Here is a 15,968-nt window from a genome sequence, read left to right on the forward strand (position 1 = left end):
GCCTAGTCTTCCCTCTGGCTGGTCTGCGATGCCGCGGGAATGGTGACACGGCGGGACTTCTGGCGTGCTTCGGTCCGGCGCAGGCGCGCAGCCTCGGGTTCCCAGATCTGAAAGATGCGGCCAACCCCCATAAAGGCGGCGGTAGAGACGTCCTGCAACCCGGCGTGTTCGCGCAGGAAGTCGGGCAGCATCAGGCGGCCTTCACGGTCGGGGTCCATGGGGTAGGCATCGGCGTAAATGGCGGCGGCAAGGTCGTCATGCTCGTCGGAGAACATGTCCAGCCGGTCCAGTGGCTCGGTCAGGCGGGCAAAGGCCACGGCTGGCCATGCCTCAATGCAGGGCAGCGTATGGGACGGGCGGAGAATCACCAGCGCATCGCCTTCCTTCTGCTGTGACTTGAGAACGGAGCGGAACCCAGCAGGAATCGAGACGCGTCCTTTTGCGTCGAATCGATTTTCATGCGTGCCGAGGAACACACTCACGAAGTTCAGAAGTCCTTTTGAGCCAATGGTTTCTGCTCCTTGGAGGGGCGGGGAACATGGGACCGCAACCACTTTTGTGGTCTGCCGTGGGATAGCATGGGATCACATGGGACGCAAATTAAAAGCGAAGAAAAAATAGCAGAAAACCGCCGTTTATAAAGTATTCATACTTTGTTGGAGAGTCGCGCGAATGTATTGATTGCGTAGAATCGGGTGTGGAGAAGACATTATTCGTTCATGTTATGTTCTTTTGAAGTAAAAAGGGCATGTAAAAGCCCATGCGTGCCCAGCTTTATACGCGGGAAAAGAGGGGAGAAAAAATGCCAGACGGTCTGTAAGCCGGGTTCTGTCTAGCCCAAAAGGGCCTGGACGATCATTCCTCTGGGACATGTCTTGCAACATGCCTCACGCGACCAACCCGAACGACGGGGCGGGAGAACCCCCGAAACCCGAAGGTTTCTGCCGTTCCTATTCGGTCTTGCTCCCGGTGGGGTTTGCCGTGCCTCCCCTGTTGCCAGCGGAGCGGTGCGCTCTTACCGCACCGTTTCACCCTTACCTTCAGCCCGTCCCATGGTTTCCCATGGCATGGAACCCGGAAGGCGGTCTGTTTTCTGTGGCACTTTCCCTAAGGTCACCCTCGCCGGTCGTTAACCGGCACCGTTCTTCCCGTGGAGCCCGGACTTTCCTCCATCATGCGCAAAAACGCACAACAGCGACCGTCCGACCGTCTGGCCCGCGCACCCTGCGTTGGCGGCTGGCGCAGGTCAAGGGCTTTGTGGTGGAAAAGCGCTCTTGGCAGGAGCAGGCAAGAGCGCACATCATGCATATATGTCTGATTTTATGGTCCCCACGTCCGCTTCAACCCCGCTCCGGCCCAACCTGCCCTCGCGCGTGCTGCTCGGGCTGATCCGCTGGCAGGAGCGCCGTAAAAAACGCTTATCCAAGAGGGGAGCAGGGCAGAATAACAGTGCTCAGGGGCAGGGCGGGGCACAGGTACAATCTGTGGTGGCACTGCCAGAGCAGCAGCATTTTCTAAAAATACTGCGCAAAGCAATGGACACACCCTCTTTTCCCCAGCGTCTGTCCGCCATGCCGCTGCGCAGGGTGGTGCATGTGCAGGTGCCGGGGGCAACAGGGCCATTGGCGGCACGGCTTTACATTCCGCATGGGCGGGTGCGCGGGGCGGTGCTGTACCTGCATGGGGGTGGGTTTGTGCATTGCGGCCTTAACTCCCACCACGGCATATGCTGCCGTCTTGCGCGGGCATCGGGGGCGGCGGTGCTGCTGCCCGATTACGCACTGGCCCCCGAAAACCCTTTTCCCGCAGCGGTGGAAGACTCCCGTGCGGCACTGGTCTGGCTGGCGGGGGCCTCCGCACAGTACTGGGGTGGGCTGGTGGCGGTCGCGGGGGATAGCGCAGGGGGGAACCTTGCCGCCGTGCTGGCGCAGAACGGGCGGGCGGGCCTGTGCCCCAACCCGGCCTTGCAACTGCTGTATTATCCATCACTTTACGGGCGTAATAACCTGCCGTCGCAGTCTACATACGAGGACGGGTATTTTCTCTCCCGCCGCTCAATGGAGTGGTATGCCGCTCAATACATCCAGCGGGAGGAGGACTGGACACACCCGCATTTTGTGCCCGGCCACACGGCTGATCTGGGCGGGCTGGCCCCGGCCGTTATTGTTACGGCGGCATGCGACCCCATGCGGGACGAAGGGCAGGCCTATGCCTCAGCTCTCAAACGGGCCGGGGTGCCGGTGCTGTACCGCTGCTACCCCGGAACCCTGCATGCGTTCCTTAATTTTTACGCGCTTATGCCCCACGGCAAGGCGGCACTCCGCCTTGGGGGGCGCGCCTTACGCAAGGTTTTTGCGACCGGCGCGTAAGGCCCGGTGCTGGGGCGCGGGCCTTACTCTGCTCAGGGAATGGGGTGGAACTGGCCGGGTGAGCCCTGATCGGAGAGGACAATCCGGTTCATGCGGTCCACCTTGAGTGTGAACAGCTTGGGCAGTTCGCCCTTGGGGGCTGGGCATGTGCCTGTGCTTTTTTCCATCACGTCAATGCGCGATGCGGTGGGCTGGTCGTTACCATTGACAACAAACAGCAGGCAGTCTGGCCTGTCATGCGTCATGCCGTTCTGGGTGACCCTGAGCCGCAGGTGCTGGACCAGAGCCGTATCATCGTACCAGCTCTGGGCCGAAAACGTGTACCGGTCCACCATGCGTTCCAGTATGCCGCTTTTGGCCAGAACGATCATGAGCAGCGTAAGCGGCAGCACCAGCGCCAGCCTGCGCAGGACATGCTGGCGCAGGGTTCGCTGGGCAAAGGGGCCACGTTTGGGTTTGGGGGCGGGTGTGTTGGTGTCTGTCATGTCAGCATGTCTTCGTGCCACAGGGCGCCATCGCGGGCCAGCAGGGAGCGGGTGGAGGCCGGACCCCAGCTTCCCGCCGGGTAGGGTTCCAGCGGGGTCATGGCATGCCGCCATGAGTTGAGAATGGGTTCAATCCACTGCCATGAAGTCTCAACTTCGTCCCGGCGGATGAACAGGGCGGGGTCTCCGCGTACGGCATCAAGCAGAAGACGCTCGTACGAGTCCTGATACGTGACCGAAAACGCATTTTCGTAAGACATGCCAAGTGTGGCATTGCGCACGCGGAACCCGCCTGCGCCGGGGTCGCGCACCGCCATGACAAATGAGAGTTCCTCACGCGGAGCAATGCGGATCACCAGACGCCCCGGAGAGGGCATGTTGGTAAAGATCGGCCACACCTGCGGGCGGAACTGGATGACAATTTCGGTGGTTTTGGTCGCCAGCCGTTTGCCGGTACGCAGGTAGAAAGGGGTATGACCCCAGCGCGCGGTACGGATTTTGGTGCGGATGGCGACAAAGGTTTCCGTGTTGCTGGCGCGGCCGGTGCCCAGGTCCTCGTTATAGCCGGGCACGTCCTGACGTTTAATCTCGCCTGCCACGTACTGCCCGCGAATAACGTTGCGGCGCACCATGTCCGGCGTCATGGGGCGCAGGGCGTTGAGCACCTTCAGCTTTTCGTTGCGCAGATCATCGGAGCCGAGGGAGGCCGGGGCGTCCATGGCCACCATGCACAGGACCTGCAACAGGTGGTTTTGCACCATGTCGCGCAGAGCGCCCGATTCATCGTAATAGGAGCCACGACTGCCCACCCCCACGGTTTCGGCCGCGGTAATCTGCACATGGGCTATGGCCTCGGACGACCACAGTTTTTCAAGTGCGGGATTGGCAAAGCGCAGGGCCAGAATGTTCTGCACCCCTTCCTTACCCAGATAATGGTCAATCCGGTAAATGGACTCTTCGGGGAAGAACTGCCCCACACCCTGATTGATGGCGCGTGCGGTGCCCAGATTAACGCCAATGGGTTTTTCCAGCACCACGCGGGAGTGCTGGTTAATCAGGTTATGGCGGGCCAGCGCCTCGCAGAGCGGGGAATAGAGCGCTGGAGCAGTGGCCAGATAAAAAACACGGGGGCGATCGTTGTCGCTCAGCAGGGTGTCAAGCGTCTGCCAGTCCCCGCCGGGTTTGAGCGCATCGAGCGTAACATAGGTCAGTAGGCCCAGAAAATGGCGCAGGGTCTGTTCGTCCTGTGCGCTTTCGGGGGCGAATTCGCGCAGGGCGGCCTCGGTCTGTTCACGGAACTGCTCCGTGTTCAGCTCCGTGCGGGCGATGCAGATGATCTGCGCATCGTCGCTGAATTCCTGCGCATGGAAGCGGCGCAGAAAGGCAGGGAGCAGCTTGCGGCGCGACAGGTCGCCCGTTGCGCCAAAAATAACAAAATCAAAAGGTCCCGTGTGATTGACCAGAGCCATGGAAAAAACATTCCCGCAAGGGTGGTGGGCAGGGCCGCCGTCAATATAAGGCGTTTGCAGGCGCTGTAACGCCACAGCGCACAAAGGCTGCTCCGCTTATGGAAGGCCCGGGACGTGTTTGCAAGGGTTAGAATGGTGTGTGATCATTGACCCCGTGGACACGGCACGATAAGCCCGCGCCTTTGGCAAGCAGCAGGATACGGGTTTTTGGTCTTCCGTATTTCTGTGTCTGAGATACGATGCGCAACAAAGGGAGCCGAACATGGATGGCGAACAAGAAGACGCAGCAGTAGGCGGCATTGCCGCAGACCGTCTGAGAAGCATTATCGAGCGGGTTGAACGGCTCGAAGAAGAGCGTAAGGCGCTGGCAGGCGACATAAAGGACATTTTTACCGAGGCCAAATCCGCCGGGTTTGATGTTAAGGTCATTCGTCAGATTATCCGCCAGCGTAAACAGGAGCCTTCGGAAGTGGAAGAGCAGGAAACCCTGCTGGACATCTACCGTCGTGCGCTGGGCATGTAAGATCATCCACGCAGGCGCAACACAGGGTCGGGACGGCTTTTGATGATGACATTGTCTTTTCCCGAATGGGTGCCGCTATGGGGCCAGTTGCTGGTTCTGGCGGTGGGCATTGTGTTCGGGCTTGCGTTCATGATGATGCCTTTTGCCGTTTTTGGCGTCAAAGGCAGGCTGGCTGAACTCTCCCTCCAGCTGGAGGAGCTTCAGGCGGAACTGCGCGCGCGCGCCATGCAGGGCAACGGGGTGCCGGACGGGTATGTAGGGTATGGGGCGGAACCTCCACTCCCCTTCACCCGCCGCGCGGAGAGCGAGGGCAGGCCTGTGGTGGAGGAGGTACGCTCCCCTGTGGTGGAAAAATCAGCCCCCCCCCGCGGCGTACCCGTTTTTGCGGAACTGCGGGCTCCAAGGGTGTCGGATGCCTATGAGGCCCGGCAGGAAGCACCTCCGGCTCCCTCAATGGAAGCCGATGCCTTCAAGTCACCTCCGGTCAGGCGCATGCCCTGGCATGAGGAGGAAGACGGGCAGCCAGAAAAAAGTGCCGAGACCCAGCGCCGCCAGAGAGCGCCGGACGCCAATCAGGAAGCCTACAGGCCCGACTTCTCGCGGGAAGGGGGGCTGCCCCGTTCTGGCACATCCAGTACGCGTTACGATGACCACACAGGCCGGGCCGAGCCTGTGCTGCATTTTCCCTCCCGCAACAAACCATAATAAAACCGGGGTGTTGCGGGGAATAGCCTCGTGGTGACTTTTGGTCTGCTGTGTCAGACCATCACAAGGTCATCACGGTGGATGATCTCATCACGTCCCTGCCAGCCCAGAATGCTGGCGGTCTCGCTTGAATGGTGCCCGGCTATGCGGCGTGCATCGTCTGCATCATAGGCGGCTAGGCCGTGGGCCAGTATGCGCCCGCTGGCATCCACCACCTCCACCAGATCACCCTGCGTAAAGTTGCCCTGTACGTGCAGAACGCCCGCAGGGAGCAGGGATCCGCCTTTGCGCAGGGCTTCGGCAGCCCCGGCATCCACCTTGATTTCCCCTGTGGGGTTCAGGCTGCCAGCAATCCACTGCTTGCGGCCCGTATGCCCGTTGCTCTGGGGCAGGAACCATGAGCAGCGTGCACCATCCATAAGAGCCTGAAGCGGGTGCATGGTTTTGCCAATGGCAATGGCCATGGCGCAGCCCGAGCGTGTGGCAATGTTGGCCGCCAGCAGTTTGGTGCGCATGCCGCCCGAGGAGTAGCCCGGTGGCGGCTCCCCCCCCATGGCCTCGATTTCGGGCGTCAGGGCTTCAATAACCGGCAGGTGCTGTGCATTGGGGTTGGTGCGTGGGTCGGCTGTGTACAGCCCGTCAATATCGGAGAGCAGCACAAGCTGGTCCGCATCGGTCATCTGCGCTACGCGGGCAGCCAGCCGGTCGTTGTCCCCAAAGCGGATCTCGGCTGTAGCAATGGTGTCGTTCTCGTTAATCACCGGCACACACCCCAGTTCCAGCAGGGTATTCAAGGTGGCGCGGGCGTTCAGGTAGCGCTTGCGGTCTTCTGTATCTTCGGGAGTTAACAGCAGTTGGGCGGCTGTCAGCCCGTGGGCGGAAAGGGCGTGGCTCCATGCCTGGGCAAGGCTGATCTGGCCCACGGCTGCTGCTGCCTGCTTTTCCGCCAGCCGCAGTGGCCCATCCGTAAGCCCCAGCGTATGCCGTGCCAGTGCTATGGCCCCGGAGGACACAACGCTCACCGCCACCCCCTGTTTGCGTAAAACCGCTATATCTGCGGCAACGCTGGCCAGCCACTCCTGCCGTGGAGCGGCTTTTTGCGGGTCCACAACCAGAGCACTGCCGATTTTGATAACCAGCCGTTTTGCGTGCAGGAGTGAGGGGCGGGGGCTGTCTGTGGTCATGGGCTCATCCGTTGGGGGAGATGGCCCCCTCCAGCTATGGCATTACGGGTTGGTGGGTCAGGACTGGTCCTGCGCGTCCTTGCGGGAGGCAGTCACTTTATCCTGCAACAAACGCAACAGTTCCGGCACACCCTGCCGTGTTGCTGCGGAGATCAGCAGCACAGGGGCACCGCTGGCTTTTTGCAGTGCCGCCCGGCGGGCAGATGCCTCACGCGGGGTCATGGCGTCTGTCTTGTTCAGGGCAATAATTTCCGGCTTTTCGGCCAGACCACCACCATAGGCCGCCAGTTCGTGGCGGATGGTGCGCCATGTGTCCACCACGTTGCCTGCGGCACCATCAATCAGGTGCAGTAGCACGGCGCAGCGTTCCACGTGGCCCAGAAAGCGGTCGCCCAGCCCCGTGCCTTCATGTGCCCCTTCGATCAGCCCCGGAATGTCCGCCACCACAAACTCTTCGGTCATGGACAGGCGCACAACGCCCAGCTGGGGGTGCAGGGTGGTAAAGGGGTAGTCGGCAATTTTGGGGCGGGCTGCGGAGACAACGGACAGGAAGGTGGATTTGCCAGCATTGGGCAGGCCCACAAGCCCGACATCGGCAATCAGTTTAAGGCGCAGCCAGACCCAGCGTTCTTCGCCCGGCCAGCCTTTGTCCGAGCGGCGGGGGGCGCGGTTGGTGCTGCTTTTGTAGTTGGCATTGCCAAACCCGCCATCCCCCCCACGGCACAGGGTGACGCGCTTGCCTGCTTCGTCCAGATCGGCCAGCAGGGTTTCGCGGTCATCATCCATGATCTGGGTGCCAATAGGCACCTTGATGACAACAGCAGGGGAGGCGGCACCCGTGCGGTCCGAGCCAGCACCATTACCACCCTTGCGGGCGCGGAAATGCTGGGTGTAGCGAAAATCGATCAGCGTGTTCAGGTTGGGCACGGCTTCGAATATGATATCTCCCCCACGGCCGCCATTGCCGCCATCGGGGCCACCGAATTCGATGTATTTTTCCCGACGGAAGGCTGTCACACCATCTCCACCGTCGCCTGAGCGAACGTAGATTTTAGCCTGATCTAGAAACTTCATGACATACCTTCCGGCCCGGAACACGAAAAAGGGCCGAACCTTCCGGCCCGGCCCTGTTTTGCGTTCCAGCTACGCTAAAACGTAGGCTGGAAAACCCAGCCTGCTTATTCGGCTGCGAGGGGCAGCGCATCAACAGAAACGTGGACGCGGCCTTCTGCACGGCGTTCAAAACGCACATTGCCGGGAACCAGAGCAAACAGCGTGTGGTCGCGGCCAACGCCAACGTTCACGCCAGCCTTTACCTTTGTGCCACGCTGGCGAATGATAATGTTGCCAGCAAGAACCTGCTCGCCACCAAACTTTTTTACACCAAGACGGCGTCCGGCGCTATCGCGCCCGTTACGGGATGAACCGCCAGCTTTTTTTTGTGCCATGACCTAAGTCCTCCGTGGTCTAACCGGCCTGTTGTTTCCCTGAAGGGAAATCAGGCGGCGTTAATTTCCTGAATGCGCAGAACGGTAACCGGCTGACGGTGGCCGTTTTTGCGGCGGCTGTTCTGCCGACGGCGCTTCTTGAAGATGATGACCTTCTTGAGGCGGTCCTGAGCGATAACGGTAGCCGTTACCTTTGCGCCAGCAACTGTGGGAGCGCCAATGGTCGTGCCGCTCTCGCCACCAACGGCCAGAACGTCATCAAAGGTGATGGTGGAGCCGGCTTCGACTTCCAGCTTTTCAACCTTCAGCACCATGTTGGGCTCAACCCGGTACTGTTTGCCGCCAGTGCGGATAACTGCGAACATAAACTGTCTCTCTTTCCGATCTCTTGACCCTCGCGGCACCCTGGGCACAGGCGAAAAATCAGCTCGCTTTTTATTCTTTGGCCGCGACTTTGCACGGCATGCTTCCATCTGCGTGGATTAGCGGGGCTTTTACTGGCAGACTCGCCGCCACGTCAATAAAGAACTTGCGCTCTGGTGTAATTTTGGCAGGAGGCGGGAAGGGAGCCTGATTACGCCCCTTGTCGGCGGATAAATCCGGCGTCAAACCGCGGGACCTCACGCCATGCCTGCCAAGGCCAGCTCAGTTGGAGAGCACCATGGAACTGTGCATCATTCCATGTGATGGACCAGAACCATAGCGCGGTTTCTGGCTATGCGTTGTATCACGGGTTTTCAGGCTTTTGATAAGAGAATATCCCGCGAGGGGCGCGTAGGCGGCAGGTGCTCTGGCAGCGGATACCAGCACCCTCTGGTTGGTCATGTGTAGGGTGTGGCCACGCACATTCCATGTGTCAAAGGCGCGCTATATAGCGAGAAGCTAAAAATTTTATGCTGTAAACTCAATTATCAGGCTGATGTGGCGGAGAGGGAGGGATTCGAACCCTCGGAACTATTGCTAGCTCAACGGTTTTCGAGACGGAATATGCCCCTTTGATTTTATTGGATATTTTTACAAACGCTTTGATATATAAGGATTTAATTTCAATTTAAGCCAATTTAAGACAACCTATATCAATCTACGCCACGGGGTCATTTGCACAAATTTGCACAAAATTTTGCACAGACCGGCGCGACCCAAGACCCTGTGCCTCACGTTCTCGTGAGCGTCGCCAAGCTGGCTCTATTATAAAGGGTTTGAGACCCAATCCTAACCGAAATGAGCCGACATAAATAGATTTTAGCCATCTTTTTCTCTTGAAAATACGAAAGCCGCCGACTATATTAAAAAATAGTCTAGCGGGCCGATGCGTGCTGCTGGGCGGAAGTAAGGGATAGACTCGCGTCTGTTCACAGCGGAAGCTGGGAAGCGCGTTACAAATTGCGATAGGGAGTGTGCGGTTGAAGCCTCCGTCGTGGAAACCCCCTTGGGGCGCGGCGGGAATACAGGTGGAGACCACGTTTGCAGAGTTGCAGCCGCTGTCAAACGCTCGACCAGAAGCCACCCTGCTTCCGACCCGGCATTAACCTCCGAACGAGGGCACGCTGAGTCATGTCTGCTATCCAGCCTAAAATCACGCCTCTATTGCTATCTGAGTCTGAAGCCGCCGCTGTAATCGGCGTATCACCGGCTTACCTGTATCGCCTAAGAGCGAAACTGATCCCGGCTTCTCAGAACCCTCCCCCGCCTCCGCCTTACATCATGCTCGGTAAGCGATTCAAATATCGCCCGGCAGACCTTCAAGCGTGGATCGACGGCATGGCAGAAGGTAGCGTTCGTGCTGTAAAACGCGGACGTCCGACCAAGGCCGAAACGCAGCGCCGTTTGGCAGCTTAATCCCCCAAAAAGAAAACGCTGACCGATCCCGCCACAGGAACGACCAGCGCCACCAAAAACACACACATATATATCGACGAGAGAATCGCTTCCCTTTGATATGTGTGTTTTTGGCGGCGAGTCAAGCGTTTTCTCCAAAAAAATGGATGAAGACGATGAATACGCAAATGAACAAAGCCTCCAACCCTTTTCGAGGGAAACGCCCCCTAAGTCGCTCGGCTGATGCGGATATGTCTGCTGATGTGATTCAGATGCCCACGACCTATTCTCCACCGCCGGCACGACAGGCTGAAGAGAAAGCGAAAAGACCGAAAAAACCGAAAGCAATCCGTCCAGGCGAACTCTGTCCTGAAATCCCGACCCAAAAATATCCCGCGATCGACGCATTTCAGCGACTGAAACCTGATGCCATTTACGTTTATTGCAATGCAGAGCAAAACGTAATTTGCGCCGTCCTGAATTGCGGAGGCGACCGCAAAACAATAGTTTATGGCACGAAAGATGCTCATCCTGCGTGGCATGTAATCGACAAGGCTGAACAGAACAAACTGTTTCCTGTCCTCCCCCTGTATCGCGCCGAAATGCTTGCGCGTGCAAAATCACTGCCTGTCGTTGTCACTTTTGACGAAGCATCAGCAGATGAATTGCAGAAACTTGTAAAAGACACTGTCGTCGTTGCGATTGATCCAAATAACACCCGAAAAGCCGACTTGTCGCAACTTCGCGGGCGTGCAGTCACGGTCTGGCCAGACGCAAGTGAATCTGGACTGAAACGCGCATGTGCAATGGCACAGTGCATTGACGAAGATCAGCCAGCGGACAGCGCGTCTCCTGCTGTCAAAGTCGCCACCCTTCCCGACGGATTGCCGGACGACTGGACGCCAGGACACCAATCAGCGGCAGGGGAGAACATCGATTATCAGTCGATTGTCGATGCCGCAGTCGAAGCGCATGAAATCGCAGATGCAGACAGCGCTGGCGGGGTTGAATACCCGAAAAATTACGTCATGACCCCGTCAGGGCTGGTCTATCTGATGCCAGCGCCTTCATCTAGGGAGTTTGCATCTGACACAGAAATCGAAGTGACAACACGACCGTTCGAAGTCATCTCCGCTGTCGATACGAGATCAGCCGCTGACGCAGGATTGCTTTTGCGCTGGAAGAACGACCAAGGCCGCGTCCAGACGTTTGTTGCTCCCAAGAGAGAAATTTCAAACGTAAAGAGCGACCTCTTTTCGCGTATGGCCGGACTGGGGTTTGGCTTTAACCCGGCTCAGGCCCAGCATTTGAGGACGTTCCTCATGAAAATCTATTGCAACAGCTTCACCCAGATCGTTGACAAGGTGGGATGGAGTGAATCGAGCAAGGGGGTTTTCGACACTTTCATTGTGCCAGGAGGGGATGTCCTGAGTAGCAGCGATGAGCGCATCATGTTCAAAAACGATAACGTCGATACAGAAGCGCTAAAAGCACTGCACACCCCCGCCGGGACGCTGGCAGAATGGCAAGAAAGCATCGCATCATACGCGCGAGGCAACAGTCGTCTAATTTTCGCAATTTCAGCGGCACTCGCAAGCCCCCTCCTTCCGTTGCTGAAGGTGCCCGGCGGCGGCTTCCATTTCTACGGTCGGTCATCGAGAGGCAAGACGACGATGTTGACCGTTGGCGCGAGCGTCTGGGGCGACACGAACGATCCGGGGAATACCATCATCAAGAAATGGAAATCCACGGCAAACGCGATGGAAGGCTTGCTTGAGCGCGTGTCTGAGACCTGCGCGTTTCTTGACGAATCAACAAATGCGCCAGGCCGAACAATCGGCGACATCGTCTATCTCGCCAGCGATGGGGAGGGAAAAAACCGGGCTACACGCGATGTCGGGCTTCGGAAGGGTAAGACTTTCCGCCTGATCTTTGTGTCGAGCGGAGAGAAAAGCCTTTCAGATCAGATTGCCGCAGACGCAGGCTCGATCCAAGGCGGGCAGGACGCGCGTATGCCGTCGATTCATGCTCTTGTCAGCGAAAAGAACGGCGCATTCGACAACATCCATGGCTTCGACGATCCAGCATATTTTTCAAAATACCTGACCGGAAAATGCAAGGAATGCCATGGTGTAGCGGGAAGGCAATTCATCAACGAACTCATGCACGAGATCAAAGACAATGGGCAGGAATATATCGTTGACTTGATCAACAGACAGATCGCGCAGTTTCGCGAAAAATACGTCCGTTCCGGCATCGACGGACAGGTAGAGCGCGTCGCCGACCGTTTTGCTCTCGTCGCTGCGGCTGGAGAAATAGCAATCTGGCTCGGCGTTTTGCCGTGGGAAGCAGGAGAGGCTGAAGCCGCAGTCGGCCGTATTTACGAAGATTGGATCGATAGCCGAGGGGGCGACGGATCACGCGAAGACATCAATCTGATTAAAGCCCTACGCGAATTTTTGATGCGGCATGGCCTTCGGCGCTTTGACTCGCTCCGCCGGATCGAGACGGCGAGTGGGGGTGGTCAGGAGGGAACGGCCGATGATTTCGTCTCCAACGTAATCGACAGGGTCGGCTTTCGCGAGCAGGTCAGCGCAAACAACAATGAAGCCATTTTTTACGACTATGTAATTCCAGCCGCAACATGGGATTCTTTCGTCAGAGACGATCTCAAAGCGACATCTATGACAGGCATCGATGCAGCAAAAGCGATCCGCGATGCGGGTTTCCTTAAAATCGGTTCGCGGGGCATGACCGTCAAACGAACGCTGCCGACGGTCGGCAAACAAGTCCGATGCTACACAATACTGCACACAATAATGAAAGACGATGAAGTGATTGAGGATTGAAATTTTACTGACAGACAAAACGTCGGTCGGCGGCCAGAGCGATCTGGTCGCCTTTTTTTGTGGTCAATGTAGGCTGCTAACCACCCGGTTTGTTGAACAGGGTGGCTTCTAACCACCCCTCATCGATTAGAGTGGTTAGTATTTTTTCATTATAAAACAATACGTTATAACCCGCTAGACACCCTAACCACCCTAACCAACCTATTTTACGAGAATTATGTAGAAGGTATGATTTTTGCGTTTTGATGAGAACGCGGGGAGATGGGGGGCGGCGAGAAACGAGAAACATCGCGCGTTAAACAATATATATAAAAAAATGGTTGGTTAGGGTGGTTAGGTTGGTTAGTCGCGTAAAAAATAGCCGGAAACTGCGGTTTTTCACTAACCACCCTGATTGAGACAAGTTGGTTAGTGAGAGGCTTGGGTGGTTAGATTGACAAGCCGAGATTTGATTTAAGAAGCATTCCTCGAACGATTTAGAGAGTCTGAAGGGGGCCTCCTGAAGAAGGAAGGGGCATGGCCGGCTGCCGCCGGCGGGGTCGCGTCTTCACCACACGAATGTCTTGTAAACGCAAATCCAGGGCGGCAGCCCGTCAGTCCCCACGCCCTCTTCAAGCCCCCTGAAGACCTTTCTTAATCACACCCTCTCCTTTTCAGGTAATAACAACTCAGTCACAAGTAATGTAAACATGTTTACCTAATCACACCAAACCTTCTCAAACATATATCGAAAAAACAACAATAATAATAACAGCATATCTTATTTTTATTTACTGTTTTTCTTGACAAAACGCTCGAAACGACCTATATTATTTTTATCAGATAGATTTCCAGGTCTGTCTTGATAACAAAAAAAAGGGCCGCCCGGTTCCAGCCGAGCGACCCTTCTGAGACACACACTGTAAAGCGGGCGCCACACACCTCCGCTTTACATGAGACGTATCGCGGAGACAATTAAAATGAGTCATGTCAAAATGCTCGACATCGACCGCATCGTCGCGGTCGATGATGCAGTCGAACTGTCTGATTTCATGAGCCGCGCCGTATGCAGTCGCAGCATGTCAAACGACAAGCAGCAGGCGATCGTGCGCTTTCGCAATCATGTCATCGAGATCGGCGCATACAGCGCTCCCGCCATCAAAATCGATGGTGTTGACCTTGATGTCGCATCACATCCTGCCATCACACATCTGCTTCTCTCGCTGATGTCTTCAGATCAGCCGGCACAATCAGCCTAAGCCAGCCTTCCGACGCGAGAGGAATACAAGATGAAATTTGACACAAAAGCAGTCATCGAAACGGATGACATCGCCGCACTCAAATTCGTAATGGCTTTGGCATGGGAAATGCGCGTCTTCGGAGGATGGGACGGGCGGATGTTGATCATGCGTCGAGACGATCACACAATAAAAATCTGGCATCGACCCGACGGCATTGCAGAATTCGAGATTGACGACTTTCTGATCGACCTCTCGGGCCGCACAAAAATCGCACGTTTCTTGCGCTCATTGATGCCCGCTTCTGTATGTCCAGCAAAGAGCGTGTCGTGATGCCGCCTGCACCATCCGCGATCCGATGTGCCCGAAAATCGGCAAAGCTGACCCAGGCGCAGGCCGCAGAGACAGTATCTGTTGCGATTTCGACATGGAGGAAATGGGAGGCTGGCACGCATCGTATGCCGCCACCGTCGTTTGAAATGTTTCTGCTCAAAACGCAGTCAAAAAGACTGATGGAGAAGTAATCATGTCGTTCACTAAAATGACAGTATCAGGTGATGCGACAGAAGCGTCACTTGCGATCGTCCTTAACGTCAAACGCGACGTCGTCATCAATGCGACAGCAAACATCATCATTGATCTCACGAGCCGCGACCGACTGACATACTCGAAGGATCGTTTGACATGGCCCTCGGGCGCATACCTGTATTTAGACGCATCGAGCCGTGCCGAAATCGAAACGGAAATGAAAAAGGGCAAGGTTATGTCTGACATGATCGCGACCGGCAGACAGTTTTACGAGCAAGTTCGTAAGCGTGAAGAAGAAGCCCAAGCCAAACGCGACGCCGCAGCAATTTCCGGTCAATCCGACGCGCATCCTATTGCCGCCGAATAATCACAAAAACGTGACCTTATAACCCAACCTCTCTACAGAAGGCCACCATTCCGGGTTTTTGCTCAAAAGTCGCTCAATGAGCAAAAAACCTAAATCGTCGGTCTGGTGGCCTTCTAGGCATGTATTAAGGGTGCATGTTACACCCTCCTTCGTTTTGGAAATTACTATATTCTAAAAAGTCAAGTATTTATCTTGCGTTTTCCTTGATTTTTGTATGTCACGGTGCTATATAATAATTGTCAGCGTGAGAAAAACACCTGATGCCATGCGGGAACATGGCAGATCAATCTGGCGCTGCATCGACACCGCGCGCCCTTGCGTAAGTAAAGAAATGTCAAAATCTTCAAAAGTCTTCGTGAATACTCAGGAACTTGAGGCCCGCGTTCAACGCAACGGATACCAGCGCGATCGTCAGAGCCTTGAGGCCCGGCGGCTGTTGAACGGGAACTATCTGGTCATCGGGATAACCGGCGACAGGATGTTCCTTGCCGAAACAACCGATGGTCTATTTCATCGCAGGAACGGCCGAAACGTCGTAAGGATTCATAACGACGATCGTTATCCTCGTCGCAATCCCTATTCCCGTCACAGGGTGATTGAATACCTTGAGTATCTGATCGATACAATGCTTCAGCTTGATAAAAATCGGCTATCGAACGGCAATTATTTGACTACTGAGCGCCTGGCGATAGGAGAAAGCGATGACTGTCGCTATTTTATCATCGAAACAACAGACGGCGTTTTTGATGGACAGGATAAGAGGAACTTCGTCAAATTTCACGGTGAATGGGAATGGAGCGCTCGGGAGGCATGGGGCAGACACGCAGCAATTATCGCTGAGGACGCCCGGCTGGAACTCGCAGTTATAAAGCGAATTGATGAGCGGCAGGTAGCGCAGGCAAAGAAAAAGGCAAGCGCAGCCTGAGCCTGCCCCCCTGAACACCACAGTCGCTGGGCGGGAACCCAGCGACTGTTTACACCTAAAGCGGCGCATCGACACACCGCT

16 protein-coding genes and 1 other RNA gene are annotated in these 15,968 nt (G+C 56.3%); 9 read left to right on the forward strand and 8 right to left on the reverse strand.

All coding sequences use genetic code 11. The features are described from left to right. Nucleotides 1-2: 2 nt before the first annotated feature. Complete coding sequence (gene mraZ / locus AB2L51_RS09905; protein ID WP_166111404.1) at nt 3-482, reverse strand: division/cell wall cluster transcriptional repressor MraZ; 480 nt, start codon at nt 480-482, stop codon at nt 3-5. A 319-nt stretch (nt 483-801) separates the two neighbouring features. Next, nucleotides 802-1,214: RNase P RNA component class A (rnpB, locus tag AB2L51_RS09910), an RNA gene on the reverse strand. 96 nt (nt 1,215-1,310) lie between these two features. On the opposite strand from rnpB, the gene AB2L51_RS09915 reads away from it, so the two are divergent. Next, entirely contained in the window at nt 1,311-2,369 is a 1,059-nt protein-coding gene (locus AB2L51_RS09915) for an alpha/beta hydrolase (RefSeq protein WP_395582220.1), read from the forward strand. A gap of 32 nt (nt 2,370-2,401) precedes the next feature. On the opposite strand, the gene AB2L51_RS09920 is transcribed toward AB2L51_RS09915, so the two are convergent. Continuing rightward, nucleotides 2,402-2,854, reverse strand: coding sequence for a hypothetical protein (locus tag AB2L51_RS09920; RefSeq protein ID WP_395582219.1), 453 nt, complete (start codon nt 2,852-2,854; stop codon nt 2,402-2,404). Further along, a complete protein-coding gene (zwf, locus tag AB2L51_RS09925) occupies nt 2,851-4,323 on the reverse strand; it encodes a glucose-6-phosphate dehydrogenase (protein ID WP_395582262.1) in 1,473 nt (490 codons plus the stop codon). The genes AB2L51_RS09920 and zwf overlap by 4 nt, the downstream gene beginning before the upstream one ends. A gap of 262 nt (nt 4,324-4,585) precedes the next feature. Between zwf and AB2L51_RS09930 the strand changes: the two genes are divergently transcribed. Continuing rightward, a complete protein-coding gene (locus tag AB2L51_RS09930) occupies nt 4,586-4,846 on the forward strand; it encodes a DUF2312 domain-containing protein (RefSeq protein WP_086645576.1) in 261 nt (86 codons plus the stop codon). A 42-nt stretch (nt 4,847-4,888) separates the two neighbouring features. Continuing rightward, a complete protein-coding gene (locus AB2L51_RS09935) occupies nt 4,889-5,551 on the forward strand; it encodes a hypothetical protein (RefSeq protein WP_395582218.1) in 663 nt (220 codons plus the stop codon). Between the two features lie 53 nt (nt 5,552-5,604). Here AB2L51_RS09935 and proB read toward each other — a convergent pair whose 3' ends face one another. From proB to rplU, 4 genes are all read right to left on the reverse strand, one after another. After that, a complete protein-coding gene (proB, locus tag AB2L51_RS09940) occupies nt 5,605-6,735 on the reverse strand; it encodes a glutamate 5-kinase (protein ID WP_395582217.1) in 1,131 nt (376 codons plus the stop codon). Between the two features lie 57 nt (nt 6,736-6,792). Further along, a complete protein-coding gene (obgE, locus tag AB2L51_RS09945) occupies nt 6,793-7,809 on the reverse strand; it encodes a GTPase ObgE (protein WP_086645573.1) in 1,017 nt (338 codons plus the stop codon). 104 nt (nt 7,810-7,913) lie between these two features. After that, entirely contained in the window at nt 7,914-8,183 is a 270-nt protein-coding gene (gene rpmA / locus AB2L51_RS09950) for a 50S ribosomal protein L27 (RefSeq protein ID WP_048854263.1), read from the reverse strand. A 50-nt stretch (nt 8,184-8,233) separates the two neighbouring features. Beyond that, complete coding sequence (gene rplU, locus AB2L51_RS09955) at nt 8,234-8,548, reverse strand: 50S ribosomal protein L21 (RefSeq protein WP_025826492.1); 315 nt, start codon at nt 8,546-8,548, stop codon at nt 8,234-8,236. A 1,189-nt stretch (nt 8,549-9,737) separates the two neighbouring features. On the opposite strand from rplU, the gene AB2L51_RS09960 reads away from it, so the two are divergent. The 6 genes from AB2L51_RS09960 (at nt 9,738) to AB2L51_RS09990 (ending at nt 15,887) form a co-directional block, all read left to right on the forward strand. Next, nucleotides 9,738-10,022: a helix-turn-helix transcriptional regulator gene (locus AB2L51_RS09960; protein ID WP_395582216.1), complete on the forward strand. Its 285-nt coding sequence runs from the start codon at nt 9,738-9,740 to the stop codon at nt 10,020-10,022. A 155-nt stretch (nt 10,023-10,177) separates the two neighbouring features. Beyond that, nucleotides 10,178-12,850 (forward strand): DUF927 domain-containing protein, encoded by a 2,673-nt coding sequence (locus AB2L51_RS09965; protein ID WP_395582215.1) that lies wholly within the window; start codon nt 10,178-10,180, stop codon nt 12,848-12,850. Between the two features lie 974 nt (nt 12,851-13,824). Beyond that, nucleotides 13,825-14,088, forward strand: a complete 264-nt coding sequence (locus AB2L51_RS09970; protein WP_395582214.1) for a hypothetical protein — start codon at nt 13,825-13,827, stop codon at nt 14,086-14,088. Between the two features lie 30 nt (nt 14,089-14,118). Then, nucleotides 14,119-14,400, forward strand: coding sequence for a hypothetical protein (locus tag AB2L51_RS09975; protein ID WP_395582213.1), 282 nt, complete (start codon nt 14,119-14,121; stop codon nt 14,398-14,400). Nucleotides 14,401-14,593: 193 nt separating this feature from the next. Then, complete coding sequence (locus AB2L51_RS09985) at nt 14,594-14,962, forward strand: hypothetical protein (RefSeq protein WP_395582211.1); 369 nt, start codon at nt 14,594-14,596, stop codon at nt 14,960-14,962. A gap of 244 nt (nt 14,963-15,206) precedes the next feature. Continuing rightward, on the forward strand, nt 15,207-15,887 hold the full coding sequence (locus AB2L51_RS09990) for a hypothetical protein (protein WP_395582210.1): 681 nt from the start codon (nt 15,207-15,209) through the stop codon (nt 15,885-15,887). Nucleotides 15,888-15,968: the final 81 nt, after the last annotated feature.

The sequence above is a fragment of the Acetobacter fabarum genome (assembly GCF_040702925.2).
GTDB classification, from domain to species: Bacteria; Pseudomonadota; Alphaproteobacteria; order Acetobacterales; family Acetobacteraceae; genus Acetobacter; species Acetobacter fabarum_B.

What these genes read in the sequence shown, in the direction of transcription:
- AB2L51_RS09930 (WP_086645576.1), top strand. Translation starts at nt 4,586, where the DNA reads ATGGATGGCGAACAAGAAGACGCAGCAGTAGGCGGCATTGCCGCAGAC.
- AB2L51_RS09970 (WP_395582214.1), top strand. Translation starts at nt 13,825, where the DNA reads ATGCTCGACATCGACCGCATCGTCGCGGTCGATGATGCAGTCGAACTG.
- AB2L51_RS09915 (WP_395582220.1), top strand. Translation starts at nt 1,311, where the DNA reads ATGTCTGATTTTATGGTCCCCACGTCCGCTTCAACCCCGCTCCGGCCC.
- AB2L51_RS09920 (WP_395582219.1), bottom strand. Translation starts at nt 2,854, where the DNA reads ATGACAGACACCAACACACCCGCCCCCAAACCCAAACGTGGCCCCTTT.
- AB2L51_RS09985 (WP_395582211.1), top strand. Translation starts at nt 14,594, where the DNA reads ATGTCGTTCACTAAAATGACAGTATCAGGTGATGCGACAGAAGCGTCA.
- proB (WP_395582217.1), bottom strand. Translation starts at nt 6,735, where the DNA reads ATGACCACAGACAGCCCCCGCCCCTCACTCCTGCACGCAAAACGGCTG.
- AB2L51_RS09935 (WP_395582218.1), top strand. Translation starts at nt 4,889, where the DNA reads ATGATGACATTGTCTTTTCCCGAATGGGTGCCGCTATGGGGCCAGTTG.
- rplU (WP_025826492.1), bottom strand. Translation starts at nt 8,548, where the DNA reads ATGTTCGCAGTTATCCGCACTGGCGGCAAACAGTACCGGGTTGAGCCC.
- AB2L51_RS09965 (WP_395582215.1), top strand. Translation starts at nt 10,178, where the DNA reads ATGAATACGCAAATGAACAAAGCCTCCAACCCTTTTCGAGGGAAACGC.
- obgE (WP_086645573.1), bottom strand. Translation starts at nt 7,809, where the DNA reads ATGAAGTTTCTAGATCAGGCTAAAATCTACGTTCGCTCAGGCGACGGT.
- AB2L51_RS09960 (WP_395582216.1), top strand. Translation starts at nt 9,738, where the DNA reads ATGTCTGCTATCCAGCCTAAAATCACGCCTCTATTGCTATCTGAGTCT.
- zwf (WP_395582262.1), bottom strand. Translation starts at nt 4,323, where the DNA reads ATGGCTCTGGTCAATCACACGGGACCTTTTGATTTTGTTATTTTTGGC.
- rpmA (WP_048854263.1), bottom strand. Translation starts at nt 8,183, where the DNA reads ATGGCACAAAAAAAAGCTGGCGGTTCATCCCGTAACGGGCGCGATAGC.
- AB2L51_RS09975 (WP_395582213.1), top strand. Translation starts at nt 14,119, where the DNA reads ATGAAATTTGACACAAAAGCAGTCATCGAAACGGATGACATCGCCGCA.